The organism is Mesorhizobium australicum, assembly GCF_900177325.1.
Lineage (GTDB): Bacteria > Pseudomonadota > Alphaproteobacteria > Rhizobiales > Rhizobiaceae > Mesorhizobium_A > Mesorhizobium_A australicum_A.
In genome coordinates this window covers 3340076-3358116 of record NZ_FXBL01000004.1, presented here as the reverse complement: position 1 = coordinate 3358116, position 18041 = coordinate 3340076, and the positions used below count along the sequence as shown (strand labels likewise).

The following is an 18041-nucleotide window of genomic DNA, read 5'->3' as shown; positions in this document are numbered from 1 at the left end:
AGTGAAATCCATGGCAGGCGTCGAACAGATCACGGTGGAGGCCGGCGAAGCGGGCATGCGGCTCGACCGCTGGTTCAAGAGCCATTATCCGGGACTCGGCTTCGGCCATCTCCAGAAGCTGCTGCGTTCGGGCCAGATCCGGGTCGACGGCGGCCGCGCCAAGACAGATACGCGGGTGGAGCCGGGCCAGTTGGTCCGCGTGCCGCCGCTCGACATCGACAAGAAGGGCGAGAGCGCACTGACCGCCCGCACCATCCGCGACCAGCACGACGGCGACGTGCTCGCCAAGATGCTGCTCTACGAGGACGACAAGGTGTTCGTCTTCAACAAGCCGGCGGGGCTGGCGGTACAGGGCGGATCGGGTGTCAACCGGCACGTCGATTCCATGCTGGAAGCCTGGCGCAGCAAGAAGGGCGAGAAGCCGCGGCTGGTCCACCGGCTCGACCGCGACACGTCCGGCGTGCTCGTCGTGGCGCGGACGCGGCTGGCGGCGATGAAGCTCGCCGAGGCCTTCCGTGCCCGCGAGACGAAGAAGACCTACTGGGCGTTGGTGAAGGGTGTGCCGCCGAAGCGCGAGGACAAGATCTCGTCCTGGCTGGTGAAGGAGCAGACGCCGGACGGCGACCGCATGCGCGTGGCCAAGCATGGGGAAAAGGGCGCCGACCATGCGGTCTCCTACTATCGCATCGTCGAACAGGCGGCGCAGGCGCTGACCTGGCTGGAGATGGAGCCCTATACGGGCCGCACCCACCAGCTTCGCGTCCATGCGGCGGCGATCGGTTGCCCGATCATCGGCGATCCGAAATATTTCGAGGCGGACACCAACTGGGAGTTTCCCGGCGGCCTGCAGAACCGGTTGCACCTGCATGCGCGGCGGATCGTGATCCCGCACCCGGAACGCGGCACGATCGACGTCTCCGCGCCGATGCCGCCACATATGGTGCAGGCCTGGAACCTGCTCGGCTTCGACGAGGCAAGCGCCGAAGGATGACCGCGACGCTCACCTTCGAGCGGCGCGACGCCCTCGACACCTTTGCCGTCGTGACGATGGTGGGGCTCACCTTCACTTTTGGCCTCAGCAACATCGCGACCAAGGTCGCGAACATGGGCTTCAACCCGATCTTCGTCGTCACAGCGCGCTCGACAATCGCCATCGTTCTCATATTGCTCTGGTGCCGCTGGCGGCAGATCCCGCTCTTCCACAGCGACGGCACACTGAGGGCCGGCCTGCTCGTCGGCGTTCTCTTCGGCCTCCAGTTCGTCCTGATGTTCGTCGGGCTGGAATTCACCAGCGTGGCGCGCGCGGTGCTGCTCGCCAACATGATGCCGTTCTTCATGTTGATCGGGGCGCATTATCTGCTTGGCGAACGCATGGACACGACAAAGGTGCTCGGGCTCGTCCTGGCGTTCGCAGGCGTGGCGGTGATCTTCGGCGATCGTCTGAGCCTGCCAGGTCCGGACGCGTGGATCGGCGATCTCATGAACCTGGCGGCCAGCGCGATCTGGGCGGCGATCATTCTGGTCATCAAGAAGTCGAGACTGTCCGACGCCAGCGCGGAAAAGGTTCTGTCGTACCAGCTCGGTGTGTCGATCCCGTTTTCGGCGCTGCTCCTGCCCTTCGCCGGTCCCATCCTGCGCGATCCTGGCCTGCTGCCGATCGGCGCGATCCTGTTCCAGGCCTGCTTCATCACCACGGTCGCCTTCATCGCGTGGTTCTGGATGATAAGGCGCTATCCGGCGTCGTCGCTCTCCAGCTTCATATTTCTGACACCGGCGTTTGGAGTGATACAGGGCGGCGTCCTTCTGGACGAACCCCTGTCGTGGTGGCTTTTGTTGTCGCTGGGCCTGATCGCGGCCGGGCTCCTCATCGTCAATCGGCCGCGCCAGGCCGTTCCACCCACAGCCTGACGGAAGAGTATCTCATGCGCGACCTTCTCGAAGATCTCGAAGCCGGAAAGCACTTCTCGGATCCCGATCCGGTGCGTCGGGCGCAGATCCAGTCGAAGATACCGCTGCCGAAGCGCTTCTATGCCGAGGTGTCGGTCGGCGAGCGCGACGGGGGCTTTGCGGTGCTGCTCGACGGCAAACCGGTGCGCACGCCCGGGCGCGCGATCCTGACCCTGCCGACGCGGCAGGCGACGACGCTTGTCGCCGACGAGTTCGCCGCGCAGGGCGAAGAGATCAATCCCGTGACGATGCCGGTGACGCGCATCGCCAACTCGACGGTGGACGGCGTCTCGAAGGAACCGCAGCCGGTGGCCGACGAGATCGTCAAATATGCCGGCACGGACCTGCTTTTCTATCGCGCCGCCGCGCCGCAAGCACTCGTCGAGCGGCAGGCGGCTGCGTGGGACCCGGTGCTCGACTGGTTCCGCAAGGACCTGGGCGCTCGGTTCTTCCTCGCTGAGGGCGTCATGCATATCGAGCAGCCAAAAGAGGCGATCGAGGCGGTGCGCCGCCACGTCGCGGCGCGGTTCGAGCCGCTCCGGCTCGCGGCCATGCATGTCATGACAACGCTGACCGGGTCGGCGCTGCTGGCGTTGGCGGTAGAAGCCGGCGCCTGGGACGTGGAGACAGCCTGGATGGCGGCCCATGTCGACGAGGACTGGAACATCGAGCAGTGGGGCACCGACGCCGAGGCCGAGCATCGCCGCGCCTTCCGCAAGGCGGACATGCTTGCCGCCGCGCGGCTGATCGCTGCGCTAGGCTGAGACGCCGAGCACCCGAAGGGCATTCGGGACTGCCGGCAGGGTCAGAACGGCGGCGGCGACGATCCAGATAATGCCGGCGACCGCGCCGCCCTGTGGGCCTCTTGCACGCTCGTAGAGTGCGGCAGGGACTCCGGCGACCATCAGCGTCAACGTGGCGAAAATGATCGCGCTCAGCATGACGACGATCTGGGGCGAGGCGGGCAGGATTGTGGACGGGTACCAGAACCAGTTCGCCAGGTAGACGATCAGCATATAGGGCGAGAAGATGCCGTTGAGGATCGACAGTCCCATCACAGGAACAAGCACGTTTCGATCCATCTCAGGCTCCCGATGACGCGGCCGGCGCGATGCCGAGATGAATCATGGTAGCGAGGAAGACGAACCTCAAGGCCATGATCCAGAAGAAGGCGAGCGGCACCACCGCCGGGTCGGCGACCGCGCTCGGCGTGATCCTCCTCACAACATTCACGACCGGATCCGTGATCAGGCGAAAAAAGCGCCAGATGTAGTTGTCCCAGTCCCGCGGCACGAAAAGACCGAGGAGGAAACGTCCCGCCAGCGTGTAGGCAATCGCCGCCAGCACGAAGTTCGGAATGTGGATATACCAATAAGTCCAGAAATCGCTCATGCTCGGCTACTTGAAGCGGACATTCGGCGGCAAAGCAACCGGCGACAAGAAGGCGGGGCCCATGGCTGGACCCCGCCTTCAGTCGCGACGGCCGGGATCAGGCCGTCTTTTCTTCCATCACGGTCTTGCCGCGCGGGATGCGGATTTCCTCGATGAAATCCTGCATCGCCTGCGACGGGGCCTTCGTCAGCAGGCTGACGACGATCATGACCGCGAAGCCCACCGGCAGACCGAAAGCGGCCGCCGACAGGTTCTTCACGCCCCACCAGCTCGCGATCGTCTGCGCATGCTTGTCGAGCGCCGTCCAGGCAGCTGCCTTGGCGTCGGGAGCCGCGGCTTCCCAAGCCGCCTTCAGATCGGCGAACTTCTGAACCGCCTCGGCCGAAGCCGTCGAGAGCCCGCTCCACATCTCGTAGAACCCGACGGCGCCATAGCGGGTGCCGAGCAGGTAATACATGCAGACCGCGAAGCCCGCGATCATGCCGGCGACCGCGCCTGCCGAGTTGTTGCGCTTCCACCAGACGCCCAGAACCAGCGCCGGGAAGAGCCCCGCGGCAGCCAGCGAGAAGGCCCAGGAGACCATCGCCAGGATGTCCGCCGGCTTGGTCGAGGCCACATAGGCCGCCAGGATCGCCACGACCACGAGCAGGATGCGCGACACCACCAACCGACGGGCGGTCGGCGCGTTCTGGTCGATCATCTTGTAGTAGATGTCGTGGCTGAGCGCGTTGGCGATGGCCAGAAGCAGTCCGTCCGCGGTGGACAGAGCAGCGGCGAGACCACCCGCAGCGACGAGACCGGAGATGACATAGGGCATGCCTGCCATTTCCGGGGTCGCCAGCACGATCATGTCGGCGTTGAGGTTGATGTTGGAGAAGGCGATGTTGGTCACGCCCTGCTCGGCACAGGCCGCTGCCACGGCTGCCGCGTCAACCGCCGCCTTGCCGCAGATTTGCACCAGCGCGTTGTCGGCTGCTGCCCAACGGAACATCCACGAGGCCTTTTCCGCAATATTGTCCGGTGTAAGGCCCGAGGCAACGAGGTCGAGCATCGTCCACTTGGCGAACGCCGCGTAAGCCGGCGCCGTGAAGTAGAGGATGAAGATGAACAGCAGCGACCACGCGACCGAAACACGCGCCTCACGCACCGACGGCGTCGTGAAGTAGCGCATCAGGACGTGCGGCAGCGAGGCCGTTCCGACCATCAGGCAGAGGATGAGCAGGAAGTAGTTCAGGGCGTTGTAGCCGCCATGTGCGAACGGAGTCGCATGGCCGACAGCGATGCCCTGTGCCTGTTCCAGCGCTGCGATGCCCTGAAGTGCCTGACCCTGCATGATCTGCGGGATCGGCACGCCGGTCTTGACCGTCGACATCCAGATCGCCGGGATCAGGTAAGCGATGATGAGCACGATATACTGGGCGACCTGCGTCCAAGTGACGGCGCGCATGCCGCCGAGCATCGAGCAGACCAAGATGCCGGCGAGACCCACATAGACCGCGACGTTGAAGTCGAGGCCGAGGAAGCGGGCCGAGATAATGCCGGTGGCGTAGATCTGCGCGACGACATAGGTGAACGAGCAGGAGAACAGCACGATCACGCCGATCAGGCGGGCGAAGTTGCCGCCGTAGCGGGCCGACAGGAAGTCCGGGACCGTATAGGCGCCGAACTTGCGCAAGAACGGCGCGACCAGCACCGCGACCAGCACATAGCCGCCCGTCCAGCCGAGCACGAAGGCGAGGCCATCATAGCCAAGCGCGTAGAGCGTGCCGGCCATGCCGACGAAGGAGGCGCCGGACATCCAGTCCGCGCCCGTCGCCATGCCGTTGTAGATCGCAGGCACGCGGCGGCCAGCGACGTAGTACTCGCCGACCTGCATGGTGCGGGAGAGGATGCCGATGACGGCATAGATGGCGATCGTGAAGCCCACGAACATGTAGCCGATGATGCGGTTGGGCACGCCCATCGCGCTGAGGATCGCCATCAGGATGATGAAGGCGATGAAGCCGCCGGTATAGATTCCGTAGATGCGGCCGAGATTGGAGGTGAAGTCACCTCCCGAGACAGTTGTGTTTGCCATGGTCGCCTCCGCTTATTCTTCAGCGACGCCATGCTCTTCGTCGATGGCGTTCTGCCGGCCAGCGAAGACGAAGAGCATAATGACGAAGGCAATCAGCGACCCTTGCGCGGCCATGTAATAGCCGAGCGGGAAGCCGAGGATGACGATGTTGTTCAGCGAGCCCACGAACATGTGGACGACGTAGCCGAAGAAGACCCACAGAGCCATCATGACGATCATGAGGTTCCTGGTCTTGTTCCAGTAACTTACGCGATCAGGCGTGGCCATTTCGCATTCCCTCCTCCTCTTGTCGCGGCATCTCGCGAGCCGCCGTCTTAATTCTCCACCCCTGCGAGGCTCCACCTCGCACACCCCGCAGCGAATCCCACCTCCTGCGGATTCGTACGACGTTGCCAATTTGGTAACATTTGTAAGAGGTCGTTGCGCATTCAACTTTAGAATCGGTCGACGGGTGCCGACGTCGTGAGGCTGGCGCAGCCCGATGGACACGGATACGGTGCCTGAACAGCGGGTGGACACATCATGGGCCTGATCGACAACCTCGTTTCAACGGTATTCCACAAGGACCCGCCGGTCGCGACGGCCGCGGCCCTGGAGGACTTTCTCGATGCGCGGGCGGCATTTCTCGCGCAGAAATGCGTCGTTGAGTTCTGCCGCGTGAGGGCAGGGGTCTACTGGCAGAAGCTGTTTTCCGAAGAGGAATTCCGCCAGAAGCTGACCGCGTCGTGCTGGCAGAGCTTCCCGCCGGCGGTCGCGATGCTCGCCGAGATGCTGGAGGGGACCATCCGCCCGGCCGCGGGACTACGCCAGCGCCGCCTACCGGAGGCGATCGAGGCGATCGCCGCGACGGTGTTCGAACGCCACCCGCTTCCGGCGGGGGAGCCCGACGATTTCTGGTCGAAGGCGCGCGATCTCGTGCGCGAACGGCTGCAGGCGACACAGCTGGATGCGCCACGGCCGGTGCGGCTGATGGCGGAGCCGATGGCGCGGCTGATCCACAAGGCGCTGCCGATCCACCAGAGCCTCGTCGGGCATGACTACGACTACATCCGCAACAATCTGCGGATGAACCTTTTGCGCGCGCATGAGGATTTCCTCAAGGCGGCGGATCTTGCCGCGTTGGCCGACGACCTGCTCGGCAGGAATTGACGTTGAGCGAGTCTCCGGCAAGTGGGTTTCTCACCGACGCCAGGCGTCATGCTGGCTGGACGTTCAATTCTTCCTGACGGCGATGCCGCGCGTGCCAACGAGGACATAGTCGGTGGAGACGTTGGCAGGTGTGTCCTGCTTGACGTTCAGGAAAATGCGGCGCCTGGAGGGGTCGTAGCCGGGATTGACGGCCGGTGCCCTCACGAAGACGTTGAAGTAATTGGTGACGTTCTGGGCGGAACTATAGATGAGGACGGTGCTCCCGCTTGGGCCGGTGCAGGCGCCAGCGGCGTTGGCGGCGCAAATGCCGGTGACGGTGAAACGTGAATTTGCGGGGTCGTCGAAAGGGCTCTCGTAAAAGCCGTTGACCCGCATTTGAACGGCCGGGCCGGTATTCTTGACCGATACGCGGAACTTGGCGATGCCCGTCGGCGGTACATTCAGCACGCCGGTCGTCGGCGAAACCGCAGCAACGACGACGTTCCGAAGCGGGAAAGAGCCGAACGACGTCAGGTCGAAGCGATTAGCCGCGTTTAAGGCGAGTTCGGCCGTGTTCGCGCAATCTATGATGATGTCGCCGAGCGAGAGCGGGTCGCCATCTCGGGCAGACTGGCTCGCCATCCAGACGCGGAGCCATTTGTAGCCACCGGCGGGAATCGTGACCGGCACACTCGGGGTTCCCGTCGTGGAGGGGGGCGTGAATAGCTGCCAGTACGTCTTGAGGCGGGAAAAGACCTTGGAACGTGCATGGCAGCCGGTCGCAGCCTGGGTTCCGATGTTCGATATCTTCACGTCGAAATAGACGCCCTCATTGACGTAGGCTGTGCGCACCTGATTTGCCACGGCGGCACGCAAGACATTCGCACCATAGCCCGTCTGGGACTTCACGCTGACCAGACCGCGAGAGTAGGCGCGACTGACGAGCGTTGTTCCGACGCGCCCACTGAACGTGAAATAGCCGACCACGGTGCGGAGCGTCGTTCTGTTGAACACCGTATTGTAGTTGAAGGTCACTGCTTTCGCCTGCCCGGGCGAGAGCGAGAATGCGGCCGGGACACCGAAGGCCCCGCCAAGGCTGGATGAGGGAGTGACGTTCAGGGTGTGGCCGGTGCTGTTGTGGACGACGAATGTCGCAGCGGGGCATGTCGGCGCATGGGTGTAGCCGAGTTCGCAGACATAGTCCCGTCCCTCAAAGGACGCGCCGCCATATTTTGCCAGGAAAACGGACAGGCCGCCGCCTGAAGGCAGACGGAAGACGTTGGCATAGATGTCACCCTCCGCCCCGTTCCGACCTCCGATCTGCAGCCGATACTGGGTGTTGGCCGCGACATCAAACTGCAGAAGGCTCTGGCTGGTGCTGATTCCCGAAACGATGCGGTTGTCGTTGAAGCCAAGGAGGGTGAGCGCTCCGCAGGAAGATCCGCGGTAGGCCGCAAGCACGGTATCGAAATCACTGCCGAATGTATGAACGACTATACGCCCCGCCTGCCGGAACGCGGCGGAACCCCATTGTGTCTTCGTCATCAGCCCGCCCGGATTGCGCTCGCAGGGCGGGAAGCTGTAGCCGCCGATGTTGGACATCTCGTAGGTGGCGGTCTGCGATGGCGAATAAATCTCGCCGCCCCCGGCAGGTGGCGGGACAGGCGGCAGCCACAGTGGCGGGCCAGGTATGAACCTCGGCATCGGCATCCACTGGGGGAGGTAGTTCCTCTCGAGCACCCCAGCATCTGCATGCTGCGGCCACGCAAGCGCGCCCAGGACAAATACAACCGCGGCGACGCGCCGGCACATTGAGAACAGATGCATGACGAACCCCTCGCTCCGCGACCAACCGGCGCAGACTTCAAGAAAGGTGCCTGGCTAACTGCAATTCTGAATGATGGGACACGCCTTCAAAGCCCGCAAACCTTTGAAGTTGTCACTGCTCTTGTTTACGCTCTACTGCCTATTATTGCAAGAGCGAAGGATAGATAGGTCGGCAAGCCCTTGGAATGGCAATTTGTTTCTGTTTCCAAGGGCTTGCATGTGAGATCAACGAGTAATCAGACCGAGTAATACATGTCGAACTCGACCGGATGCGGGGTCATCTCGAAACGCATGACCTCGGCCATCTTGAGCTCGATGTAGGCGTCGATCTGGTCGTCGTCGAAGACGCCGCCGGCCTTGAGGAAGCCGCGGTCCTTGTCGAGCGACTGGAGTGCTTCGCGCAACGAGCCGCAGACGGTCGGGATCTTCTTCAGCTCCTTCGGCGGCAGGTCGTAGAGATCCTTGTCCATCGGCTGGCCGGGATGGATCTTGTTCTTGATGCCGTCGAGGCCGGCCATCAGCAGCGCGGAGAAGCCGAGATAGGCGTTCGCGCCCGGATCGGGGAAGCGGACCTCGACGCGCTTCGACTTCGGCGACGAACCGAAGGGGATGCGGCACGAGGCCGAGCGGTTGCGCGCCGAATAGGCGAGCAACACCGGCGCCTCATAGCCCGGGACCAGCCGCTTGTAAGAGTTGGTCAGCGGGTTGGTGAAGGCGTTGACCGCCTTGGCGTGCTTGATGACGCCGCCGATGAAATAGAGGCAGTTCTCCGACAGGCCGGCATATTCATTGCCGGCGAAGGTCGGCTTGCCGCCCTTCCAGATCGACATGTGGACGTGCATGCCCGAGCCGTTGTCGCCGAAGACCGGCTTCGGCATGAAGGTGGCCGTCTTGCCGTAGGCGTTGGCCACCTGGTGCACGACATATTTGTAGATCTGCATCTTGTCGGAGTTGCGGACCAGCGTGTCGAACTTCAGGCCGAGTTCGTGCTGCGCGGCAGCCACCTCATGGTGGTGCTTTTCTGTGCGCACGCCCATCTCGGACATGACGGTGAGCATTTCGGAACGCATGTCCTGCAGCGAATCGACCGGCGGCACGGGGAAGTAGCCGCCCTTGACGCGCGGACGGTGGCCGAGATTGCCGGTCTCGTAGTCGGTGTCGTCGTTCGACGGCAGTTCGGTCGAGTCCAGCTTGAAGCCGGTATTGTAGGGATCGGCCTTGTACTTGACGTCGTCGAAGACGAAGAACTCGGCTTCCGGGCCGACATAGATCGTGTCGCCGATGCCTTCCGACTTCATGTAGGCCTCGGCCTTCTTGGCCGTGCCGCGCGGATCGCGGTTGTAGGCCTCGCCGGAGATCGGGTCGAGGATGTCGCACATGACGACCATGGTCGACTGCGCAAAGAACGGGTCCATGTGGACCGTGTCCGTGTCGGGCATCAGCACCATGTCGGATTCGTTGATGGCTTTCCAGCCGGCGATGGAGGAGCCGTCGAACATGACGCCGTCGGCGAACATGTCCTCGTCCACCTCGACGACGTCCATCGTCACGTGCTGCATCTTGCCCTTGGGATCGGTGAAGCGGAGGTCGACGAATTTCACGTCGTTGTCCTTGATCTGCTTCATGATGTCTTTGGCTGTCGTCATAGGTCGTTTTTCCCTAGTGTGGATGACGGCTGTTATATACGTCGACGTTGTGTCGATCAGACGGCGTCGAGGCCGGTTTCGCCCGTGCGGATGCGGATGACTTCCTCGATGTTCGACACGAAGATCTTTCCATCGCCGATGCGACCCGTTTGCGCCGCCTTTCGGATGGCGTCAATGGCCGCCTCGACCGCATCGTCGCCGAGGACGATCTCGACCTTCACTTTCGGCAGGAAGTCCACCACGTATTCGGCGCCGCGGTAGAGTTCGGTGTGACCCTTCTGGCGACCGAAACCCTTCGCCTCGGTGACGGTGATGCCCTGCAGGCCGACTTCCTGCAGCGCCTCTTTCACCTCATCGAGCTTGAACGGCTTAATGATCGCTTCGATCTTCTTCATCTGGACATAGCCTCCGCATGGGGAAAACGGGCAATCGGCCCGTCCCGGACGACGTTAAGCACGAAGCATGCCAGTCCCGGCCCGCTCTATGCAACTGCGCAAAAACGACGCCCGCACAGGCAGGCGCCGCAGTTTGGGTTGGCGGCGTCGCACCTCCCGCGCATCCGACACGGAGCGATTCACGACCATTTCACTCCAGGTTGATCAAACGCGATGCAGGACGCCTAAAACATAAGCACATTGCCGCTTTGCCAGAACCGGCGCAAGCACGCTAGAGCGCCAGGCGTGCTATCGGACGCTCCAGGTTGTTTTTGTCGTATCGTGCCGCCCGAAACCGATTCCGGTTTGCGGGCCGATGCAGTAGCCTGCCGGACATAAGGGGATGCTCCGCGCCGCCATGCCGCATGAAATCCTGACGCCGGACGAAATGGGCGCCGTCGACCGCGCCGCGATCGAAGCGGGCCCGTTCGACGGCTACGGGCTGATGCGCAACGCAGGTGCTGCGATCGCAGCCGAGCTGCTGCGGAGATATGCCGGCGCGGCGCGATTCGACGTGCTCGCCGGCCCCGGCAACAATGGCGGCGACGGCTATGTCGTGGCGCGACTCCTGGCGGAGGCGGGGTGCCTAGTCGGGCTGTGGGCGCAAGGCGCGCCGCGGGCCGGAAGCGACGCGGCGAAGGCCGCGGCAGACTGTCCGGTCGCGGCGAAACCCTTCGGTGATTACCGTCCTGATTCGGAGAGCGTCGTGGTCGATGCGCTCTATGGCGCGGGTCTCGCGCGGCCGCTCGACCAGGCTTTCCGGCCGGTTTTCCGGGCAATCGAGGGGGCAGGCGTGCCCGTGGTGGCGGTCGACCTTCCTTCCGGGCTTTCCGGGCTGACGGGCCGCGCCGACGGGCCATGCCCGAAGGCGGATCTCACCATCACCTTCGCGCGCAAGAAGCCGGGACATCTGCTCGAGCCCGGCCGATCGCTCTGCGGCGAACTCGTCGTCGCCGACATCGGCATTCCGCAACGCGTCATCGGCTCGCGCGCGCTGAACGAAAACCTGCCCGCGCTGTGGGCCGCGGCACTGCCCGCGCCGTCGACCGACACGCACAAATATGCGCGCGGCCATGTCGCCGTGTTTTCGGGGCCGCCGACCGCGACCGGGGCGGCGCGGCTCTCGGCGCTCGCGGCCGCGCGGGCGGGGGCAGGGGCGGTGACGGTGCTGTCGCCGCCGTCGGCGCTGCAGGTGAATGCCGCGCATCTCACTTCCATTATGGTGCGGCGGGTCGAGAGCGTCTCCGACGTTGCGGATTTCGTCAGCGAGCGGAAGGTCCGCGCGGCGGTGCTCGGGCCCGGCTTTGGTGATTTCGACAGGCTGAGAGAGACGGCGCTGGCGCTGCTCGACACTGCGGCCGCTCCGTTCACCCTGGTCCTCGACGCCGACGCGTTCTCCGCCTTCAAGGATGCGCCGGCTTCGCTGTTCATCTCGGCCGGTGCGTCGAAGGCGCGCCTCGTGCTCACGCCGCATGAGGGAGAATTCGCGCGGCTGTTTTCCGACATTGCGCGCGACGGCACGCTTTCGAAGGTCGAGAAGGCACGTAAGGCTGCCGTCCGCGCGCATGCGGTGGTGGTGCTGAAGGGACCGGACACGGTGGTCGCGGATCCAGACGGGCACGCCGTGATCAACTCGAACGGCTCGCCATGGCTCGCGACCGCGGGCTCCGGCGACGTGCTGGCGGGGATCGTCGCCGGGCTCGCCGCCCAGCAGATGAACCCGTTCGACGCGGCCTGCGCGGCGGTCTGGATCCACGCCGAGGCCGGCCGCCGCTTCGGGCCGGGACTGATCGCGGAGGATCTGCCCGGGATTGTACCGGGGGTTTTGAAGGAGTTGTTCGCCGGGGCCGCCGTTCGATGATCCGCTTCGTCTTTTTCGTTCTCGCACTGCTCATGGCCTTGCCGGCCCACGCATCGCCGGTTCTCTATATCGACGACCGCGCGCTGCTTACGGAACTGGAGAGCAGGGGCTACGCCTTCGAGGATGTGTTCGGCGTGGAGGCGGGCGCCGGACTTGCGGCACTGCAAGCGGCGTCGCCGGCATATCGGTCGATCGTTTCGATCATCTCTAAGGACGTGGCTGAGCTTCGCGCCGAGATGAAGGCCGGCGGGCGGGCGCTGTTCGAGGTGACGGACGGCAATGTCGGCCGGGTCATGGACATGCGCTGGCTTGCGACGGACGCGGCGCGTTTCCGGCTTGTCGGGCTGGTCAACCGGATGGACCGCCGCGACTTCGCCGACCTGCGCGGTGAGACTGGCTGCGGCGAGGTGCGGCTGATCTACCGGCTCGCGTACAGGTTCAAGGCAAAGAAGCGGACGATGGCCTCGCGCATGCCGTTCAACTTCAACGCCGTCTATTCCGTGCTGCCGGACGAGGACGGCGGGTGCGAGGCGGCCGCGGCGCGCTGGACGCCGGGGCTGGACGAGGCGCTCGATGCTGGCTGGCTCGCCGGCGGAGCGCTGGACAAGGCGGAGCTGCGCCTGAAGCAGATCGAGCTCAACGCGCAGGTGGTGCGCTTTCCCTCCGGCCAAGAGACCGAGTTCGGCGGGCAGGCGGCCTATCTGATGCGCATCTTCGGTATCGACGGCGACACAGTGACGGAAAAGCCGCTTGAGAACACGCCGGATACGGGGCTGCTGTCGTCCGACGCCGCCCTGAAGGCCGAGCTTGCCGCCTATGTTCGCGACAATGTCGCGGCGGTCGATGTCGGCGTTTACGAGATCCCGGAGAAATTCCTGGCGCGGAAGGTGGTGTCCTACTCGACCTTCGGCAGCGTGCGGCTGGCTAACCGGCCGTTCGAGCCGCTGTTCGACCCGGCAGACTTCGCGGATGTCGCGTTCGACGGGATGCGTCTGCTCAAGACGCCGCAGGCGCTGATCGCGCGGCTGGAGAATGGTTCATGCCAGGGTTGCCACCAGGCGGGTTCGACGGCGGGCTTCCATTTCATTGGCAAGGACGACGCCGATTCCTCGCCGCTCAACCGGATCGAGGTCGGCCTCTCGCCTCATGTCGCGGCGGAACTGCCGCGCCGCGAAGCGTGGCTCGCCGCGGTGGTGGCGGGAAACACGCCGGACCGGTTCCGCCAGCTGTCGTCTGCGCCACCCGCGGAATGGACCGCGGATACGGTCGCCTACAGGCCGGCCAAGGCCGGCATGTCATGCCTGCTGCCGGAGGAAGCGAACGGGTTTGCATCCGGCTGGGACTGCGAGGCGGGGCTGGCCTGCACGGCGCTCGCGAGCGCCTCCGGCGTGCCCGCAAAGCTCGGCCAGTGCCTGTTGCCGGCGGATTCGCCGAACATGTTCTCCGGCCATCCTTGCGTGACCGGCGAGATCGCGACCAACGCCTCTCAGCCGTTCAACGATCGGATGAAGGTTTCCGCGCCGTTCACCGCGAAGGCGGCGGCGATCAACCGCGAGACCTACAATTGCCGCCCGCCGAAGATCGGCGTGCCGGCCGGCATCGCCTACCGCGCCTGCACCGACCGCGACCGGACCTTTGCCGACTTCCGGCCCGGAAAACCCGAGCCGCGCGAGATCTGCGGGCTGGCCGGCGGCAAGGCTTTCGACCTGTGCGTGGCGACCAACGATTTCGAGTCCTGCCTCGGCGCGGCGGTCGTGCGCGGCAACCGGCCGACCTGCTCGGCCGATACGTTCTGCCGCGAGGACTATATGTGCCAAGCCTTTCCGGCCGACACGCCGGGCGTCGCGAAGGTCAAGCGAAAGGGGTTCTGCTCGCCGACCTATTTCATCTTCCAGATGCGGATCGACAATCACCCGACGCCGTGGTGAGGGGATGGAGAAGGCTCTCCAATTGACATTTGCTGGTGTGAAATTAACCGCACAAGGCGGCGTTGACTGGCGGAGCCACCCTATGTAGACTAACTACATGGACTCTCCTGACCCCCGCATGTCGGCTCAGACTCTGAAAGTTCTGGTGGAGCTTCTCTCTGCGCCGAGAAGGGAGCTTTCTGGATCGGAGGTTAGCGCGTCGACCAAGATCGCCTCTGGCACTCTCTACCCAATACTGTTTCGCCTTGAGAAGGCGGGATGGTTGGAGAGCCGCTGGGAATCAGAGGAACCAGTGTCACTTGGGCGACCTCGTCGTCGCTACTATAAAGTCACCGCGCTCGGGGCCGTGAAAGCCCGCAATTTGCTTGCCGATATACATCCTGCGATGGGGAGGCTGGCGTGGACCTAGCCTTTCAGTTCTTGATTGGTATTTTGGGTGTCCTTGTTGCGGTATTGGTTGCAACATTTTCGCGCGTCTTGGCAGATGACGCAAAGGCTTGGCTGCCGTTGTTGACTAGTCGCCTCGTTGAGCGGGCTGCGTCAAGACTACCGGTCAACAGTCGGGATCGCTATCGAGAAGAATGGTCGAGCCACGTCAACGATACGCCTGGCGATTTCAGTAAATTTGTCGTTGCTTTGGGTCTTATTAGGGGGGCGTCGAAGATTGCCGCATCAGACCCGATCGAAGGGAATGCAGATAGACCTAGCTTTGCGGAGAGAGCTATCGCACTTTGCTGGTTTGTTTTGGTCGCGCCGCTCTTACTAGGGAGCGCCATCGCGATAAAGGCTGAAAGCGCGGGCCCCGTTTTTGTAAGCCGAGTACGCATTTCAGAGTCTGGAAAGAAAACGAGAACCTTGAGATTTCGGACGAAAGAGCACGCTGGGCCCAAGCGCGGTTCGGAAACGCGCATTGGCCGATTTCTAGGACGCGCTGGCATTGCAGAATTGCCTATCCTCTATTCAGTGTTCTTGGGCCAAGAGAAGCTTCCCCGTAATTGGTGGAAAAAATATATCGGGTCCGGCAGATAGCCGTCGCTTTGTTTGGCTTACTTATCTTCGTCAAGCCTTGCCGCCTCGCCGTCGCCAGCGTCAGGTTCGCGACGTCTTGCGACGGCGGCGACGTTTCGAGGTCCTTCTTTAGCATGTCCTCACGCACGTCCGAGACGACGCCCTTGACGAAGTCGCCGATGCTCACGGCCTCACTCCGGCGCACTGGTCTGGAGTGCGAGTGCGTGCAGGACGCCGCCCATGTTGCCCTGCAGGGCCTTGTAGACCATCTGGTGCTGCTGGACGCGGGTCTTGCCTTTAAAGCTCGCGGAGACGACTTCGGCGGCGTAGTGGTCCCCGTCGCCGGCAAGATCGCGGATCGACACCTTCGCGTCGGGAATGCCTTCCTTGATCAGGCGTTCGATCTCGTGCGCATCCATCGCCACGGGGATTCTCCTTATTCGTCGAGGGGCAGAATGGCCTGCCGGGGCAGGGGAGGTCAATCGGACTTCCCCAACCAGCCAGGTGGAGGAAATCCGTTGGCGAGCGCCCTGCCGGCAAGCCGTCAGTCGCCCATGAAGCGCGGGAACCAGCCTTCGTGCGCCGCCTTGAGGTCGGCGACGGGAACGGCGCGGGCGCCTGCGAGCTTCAGGTCCGTGCCCCCGGTCTCGCCGATCCAGAGGGCCGGCACGCCGCGGGCGGCCGCCTGGTCCTGCACGTCGCGCACGAGGCCCGGATCGGCATGGGAGACGGTGACGACGTAGCGGCTCTGGTCTTCGCCGAACCAGGCGCGGATCGGGTCAGCGCCACCAGGCAATTGCACCTCTGCGCCGATGCCGGAGGCGATCGCCATCTCGGCAAGCGCCACGGCGAGGCCGCCGTCGGACACGTCATGCACGGCCGTGAAGACGCCGTCGCGGATCATCTCGCGCACGAAGTCGCCGACGAGGCGCTCCTTCGCCAGGTCGACCGGCGGCGGCGGGCCGTCCTTGCGGGCGTGGATGTCGCGCAGGTAGATCGACTGGCCGAGATGCATGCCGAGCGTCTCGGGTGCGCCGAGGAGCAGGATGCGCTCGCCGGAGCCAGCGAAGCGGATCCGGGCCATCCTCGACCAGTTGTCGATGAGGCCGACGCCGCCGATCGCGGGCGTGGGCAGGATGCCACGGCCGTTGGTCTCGTTGTAGAGCGAGACATTGCCGGAGACGATCGGGAAGTCGAGCGCGCGGCAGGCCTCGCCGATGCCTTTGATGGCGCCGACGAGCTGGCCCATGATCTCGGGGCGCTCGGGATTGCCGAAATTGAGGTTATCGGTGGCCGCGAGCGGCAGGGCGCCCGTCGCGGTAAGATTGCGCCAGCATTCGGCGATCGCCTGCTTGCCGCCTTCGAACGGGTCGGCCTCGCAGTAGCGCGGCGTGACGTCGGCGGAGAAGGCAAGCGCCTTGGTCGGATGGCCCTCGACGCGCACGACGCCAGCGTCGCCGCCCGGGATCTGCAAGGAGTTGCCCTGGATCAGCGTGTCGTACTGCTCCCAGACCCAGCGGCGGGAGGACAGGTCGGCGGAGCCGAGCATTTTGAGCAGCGCGTCGGCGATGTCGGCCTGCGGCACGTCGGTGCTGGCGAGCGGGGCGGGCTTCGGCAGTTCGATCCAGGGGCGGTCGTATTCAGGCGCTTCGTCGCCGAGTTCCTTGATCGGCAGGTTGGCGACTTCCTCGCCCTGGTGGATGACTCGGAATCGGAGGTCGTCCGTCGTCCAGCCGACGATGGCGAAGTCGAGGCCCCACTTGCGGAAGATGGCCTCGGCTTCCTCCTCCTTTTCCGGACGCAGCACCATCAGCATGCGCTCCTGGCTTTCGGAGAGCATCATCTCGTAGGCCGACATGCGCTCTTCGCGCACCGGCACCTTGTCGAGCTCGAGCCTGATGCCGAGGTCGCCCTTGGCGCCCATTTCGACGGCCGAACAGGTGAGGCCGGCCGCACCCATATCCTGGATGGCGATGACGGCGCCTGATGCCATCAGTTCGAGGCAAGCCTCCAGCAGGCACTTTTCGGTGAAGGGGTCGCCGACCTGCACGGTCGGGCGTTTCTCCTCGATCTTGTCGTCGAACTCGGCCGAGGCCATGGTCGCGCCACCGACGCCATCGCGACCGGTCTTGGCACCGAGGTAGACGACCGGCAGGCCGACGCCCTTGGCCTGCGACAGGAAAATGCCGTCCGCCTTGGCGAGGCCAGCGGCGAAGGCGTTGACAAGGCAGTTGCCGTTGTAGCGCTCGTCGAAATTGACCTCGCCGCCGACGGTCGGCACGCCGAATGCGTTGCCGTAGCCGCCGATGCCGGCGACGACGCCGGAGACGAGGTGCCTGGTCTTCGGGTGGTCCGGCGCGCCGAAGCGCAGCGCATTCATCGCCGCGATCGGGCGCGCGCCCATGGTGAAGACGTCGCGCAGGATGCCGCCGACGCCGGTGCCCGCGCCCTGGTAGGGCTCGATATAGGACGGGTGGTTGTGGCTCTCCATCTTGAAGACCACTACATCGCCGTCGCCAATGTCGACCACGCCGGCATTTTCGCCGGGACCGACCAGCACGCGCGGTCCCTTGGTCGGCAGCGTACGCAGCCATTTCTTCGAGCTCTTGTAGGAGCAGTGCTCGTTCCACATCGCCGAGAAGATGCCGAGCTCGGTATAGCTCGGCTCGCGGCCGATCAGGTCGAGGATGCGCTGGTATTCATCGGGCTTGAGGCCGTGCGAGGCGACCAGCTCGGGGGTGATCGGGATCGAATTCGGGATCGTCATGTCAGCTCGAAAATCGGGGGCGCGGC

Annotated in this window: 17 protein-coding genes; 8 read left to right on the top strand and 9 right to left on the bottom strand. The window is 64.3% G+C overall.

Annotated elements, in window-relative coordinates; all coding sequences use genetic code 11:
• Positions 1 to 10 precede the first annotated feature (10 nt).
• The 3 genes from B9Z03_RS19045 to B9Z03_RS19035 are packed head-to-tail and all read left to right on the top strand — an operon-like array spanning position 11 to position 2711.
• Entirely contained in the window at positions 11 to 991 is a 981-nt protein-coding gene (locus tag B9Z03_RS19045) for an RluA family pseudouridine synthase (RefSeq protein WP_085465646.1), read from the top strand.
• Entirely contained in the window at positions 988 to 1908 is a 921-nt protein-coding gene (locus tag B9Z03_RS19040) for a DMT family transporter (protein WP_085465645.1), read from the top strand. The genes B9Z03_RS19045 and B9Z03_RS19040 overlap by 4 nt, the downstream gene beginning before the upstream one ends.
• A gap of 14 nt (positions 1909 to 1922) precedes the next feature.
• Complete coding sequence (locus B9Z03_RS19035; RefSeq protein WP_085465644.1) at positions 1923 to 2711, top strand: ATP12 family chaperone protein; 789 nt, start codon at positions 1923 to 1925, stop codon at positions 2709 to 2711.
• Here the strand turns inward: B9Z03_RS19035 and B9Z03_RS19030 are convergent.
• The 4 genes from B9Z03_RS19030 to B9Z03_RS19015 all read right to left on the bottom strand — a co-directional run bounded on the left by B9Z03_RS19030 (position 2703) and on the right by B9Z03_RS19015 (position 5683).
• Positions 2703 to 3029 carry a hypothetical protein gene (locus tag B9Z03_RS19030; protein ID WP_085465643.1) on the bottom strand — a complete coding sequence of 109 codons (327 nt, stop codon included), beginning with the start codon at positions 3027 to 3029 and terminating at the stop codon, positions 2703 to 2705. The genes B9Z03_RS19035 and B9Z03_RS19030 overlap by 9 nt on opposite strands.
• A 1-nt stretch (position 3030) precedes the next feature.
• The gene (locus B9Z03_RS19025; RefSeq protein ID WP_085465642.1) at positions 3031 to 3339 is read right to left on the bottom strand and encodes a YggT family protein; all 309 of its coding nucleotides are present in this window, start codon (positions 3337 to 3339) and stop codon (positions 3031 to 3033) included.
• Positions 3340 to 3436: 97 nt separating this feature from the next.
• Positions 3437 to 5416, bottom strand: coding sequence for a sodium:solute symporter family protein (locus B9Z03_RS19020; RefSeq protein ID WP_085465641.1), 1980 nt, complete (start codon positions 5414 to 5416; stop codon positions 3437 to 3439).
• A gap of 12 nt (positions 5417 to 5428) precedes the next feature.
• Positions 5429 to 5683, bottom strand: a complete 255-nt coding sequence (locus tag B9Z03_RS19015) for a DUF4212 domain-containing protein (RefSeq protein WP_085465640.1) — start codon at positions 5681 to 5683, stop codon at positions 5429 to 5431.
• A gap of 255 nt (positions 5684 to 5938) precedes the next feature.
• Between B9Z03_RS19015 and B9Z03_RS19010 the strand changes: the two genes are divergently transcribed.
• Positions 5939 to 6565: a hypothetical protein gene (locus B9Z03_RS19010; protein ID WP_085465639.1), complete on the top strand. Its 627-nt coding sequence runs from the start codon at positions 5939 to 5941 to the stop codon at positions 6563 to 6565.
• Positions 6566 to 6628: 63 nt separating this feature from the next.
• Here the strand turns inward: B9Z03_RS19010 and B9Z03_RS19005 are convergent, their stop codons facing one another.
• From B9Z03_RS19005 to B9Z03_RS18995, 3 genes are all read right to left on the bottom strand, one after another.
• Entirely contained in the window at positions 6629 to 8371 is a 1743-nt protein-coding gene (locus tag B9Z03_RS19005) for a hypothetical protein (RefSeq protein ID WP_085465638.1), read from the bottom strand.
• 236 nt (positions 8372 to 8607) lie between these two features.
• Positions 8608 to 10017, bottom strand: a complete 1410-nt coding sequence (gene glnA / locus B9Z03_RS19000; protein WP_085465637.1) for a type I glutamate--ammonia ligase — start codon at positions 10015 to 10017, stop codon at positions 8608 to 8610.
• Between the two features lie 56 nt (positions 10018 to 10073).
• Positions 10074 to 10412: a P-II family nitrogen regulator gene (locus B9Z03_RS18995; protein ID WP_085465636.1), complete on the bottom strand. Its 339-nt coding sequence runs from the start codon at positions 10410 to 10412 to the stop codon at positions 10074 to 10076.
• A 382-nt stretch (positions 10413 to 10794) separates the two neighbouring features.
• Here B9Z03_RS18995 and B9Z03_RS18990 point away from each other — a divergent pair, with 382 nt between their 5' ends.
• The 4 genes from B9Z03_RS18990 to B9Z03_RS18975 all read left to right on the top strand — a co-directional run bounded on the left by B9Z03_RS18990 (position 10795) and on the right by B9Z03_RS18975 (position 15269).
• Entirely contained in the window at positions 10795 to 12312 is a 1518-nt protein-coding gene (locus tag B9Z03_RS18990) for an NAD(P)H-hydrate dehydratase (protein ID WP_348529042.1), read from the top strand.
• Entirely contained in the window at positions 12309 to 14240 is a 1932-nt protein-coding gene (locus B9Z03_RS18985; RefSeq protein WP_085465635.1) for a hypothetical protein, read from the top strand. The genes B9Z03_RS18990 and B9Z03_RS18985 overlap by 4 nt, the downstream gene beginning before the upstream one ends.
• 97 nt (positions 14241 to 14337) lie before the next feature.
• A complete protein-coding gene (locus B9Z03_RS30665) occupies positions 14338 to 14649 on the top strand; it encodes a PadR family transcriptional regulator (protein WP_085465634.1) in 312 nt (103 codons plus the stop codon).
• On the top strand, positions 14640 to 15269 hold the full coding sequence (locus B9Z03_RS18975; RefSeq protein WP_085465633.1) for a sugar transferase: 630 nt from the start codon (positions 14640 to 14642) through the stop codon (positions 15267 to 15269). Before B9Z03_RS30665 ends, B9Z03_RS18975 begins: the two co-directional genes overlap by 10 nt.
• Positions 15270 to 15439: 170 nt before the next feature.
• On the opposite strand, the gene B9Z03_RS18970 is transcribed toward B9Z03_RS18975, so the two are convergent.
• Both B9Z03_RS18970 and purL read right to left on the bottom strand, forming a co-directional pair.
• Entirely contained in the window at positions 15440 to 15673 is a 234-nt protein-coding gene (locus B9Z03_RS18970) for a BolA/IbaG family iron-sulfur metabolism protein (RefSeq protein WP_085465632.1), read from the bottom strand.
• Positions 15674 to 15792: 119 nt separating this feature from the next.
• Positions 15793 to 18015, bottom strand: coding sequence for a phosphoribosylformylglycinamidine synthase subunit PurL (gene purL / locus B9Z03_RS18965; RefSeq protein ID WP_085465631.1), 2223 nt, complete (start codon positions 18013 to 18015; stop codon positions 15793 to 15795).
• Positions 18016 to 18041: the final 26 nt, after the last annotated feature.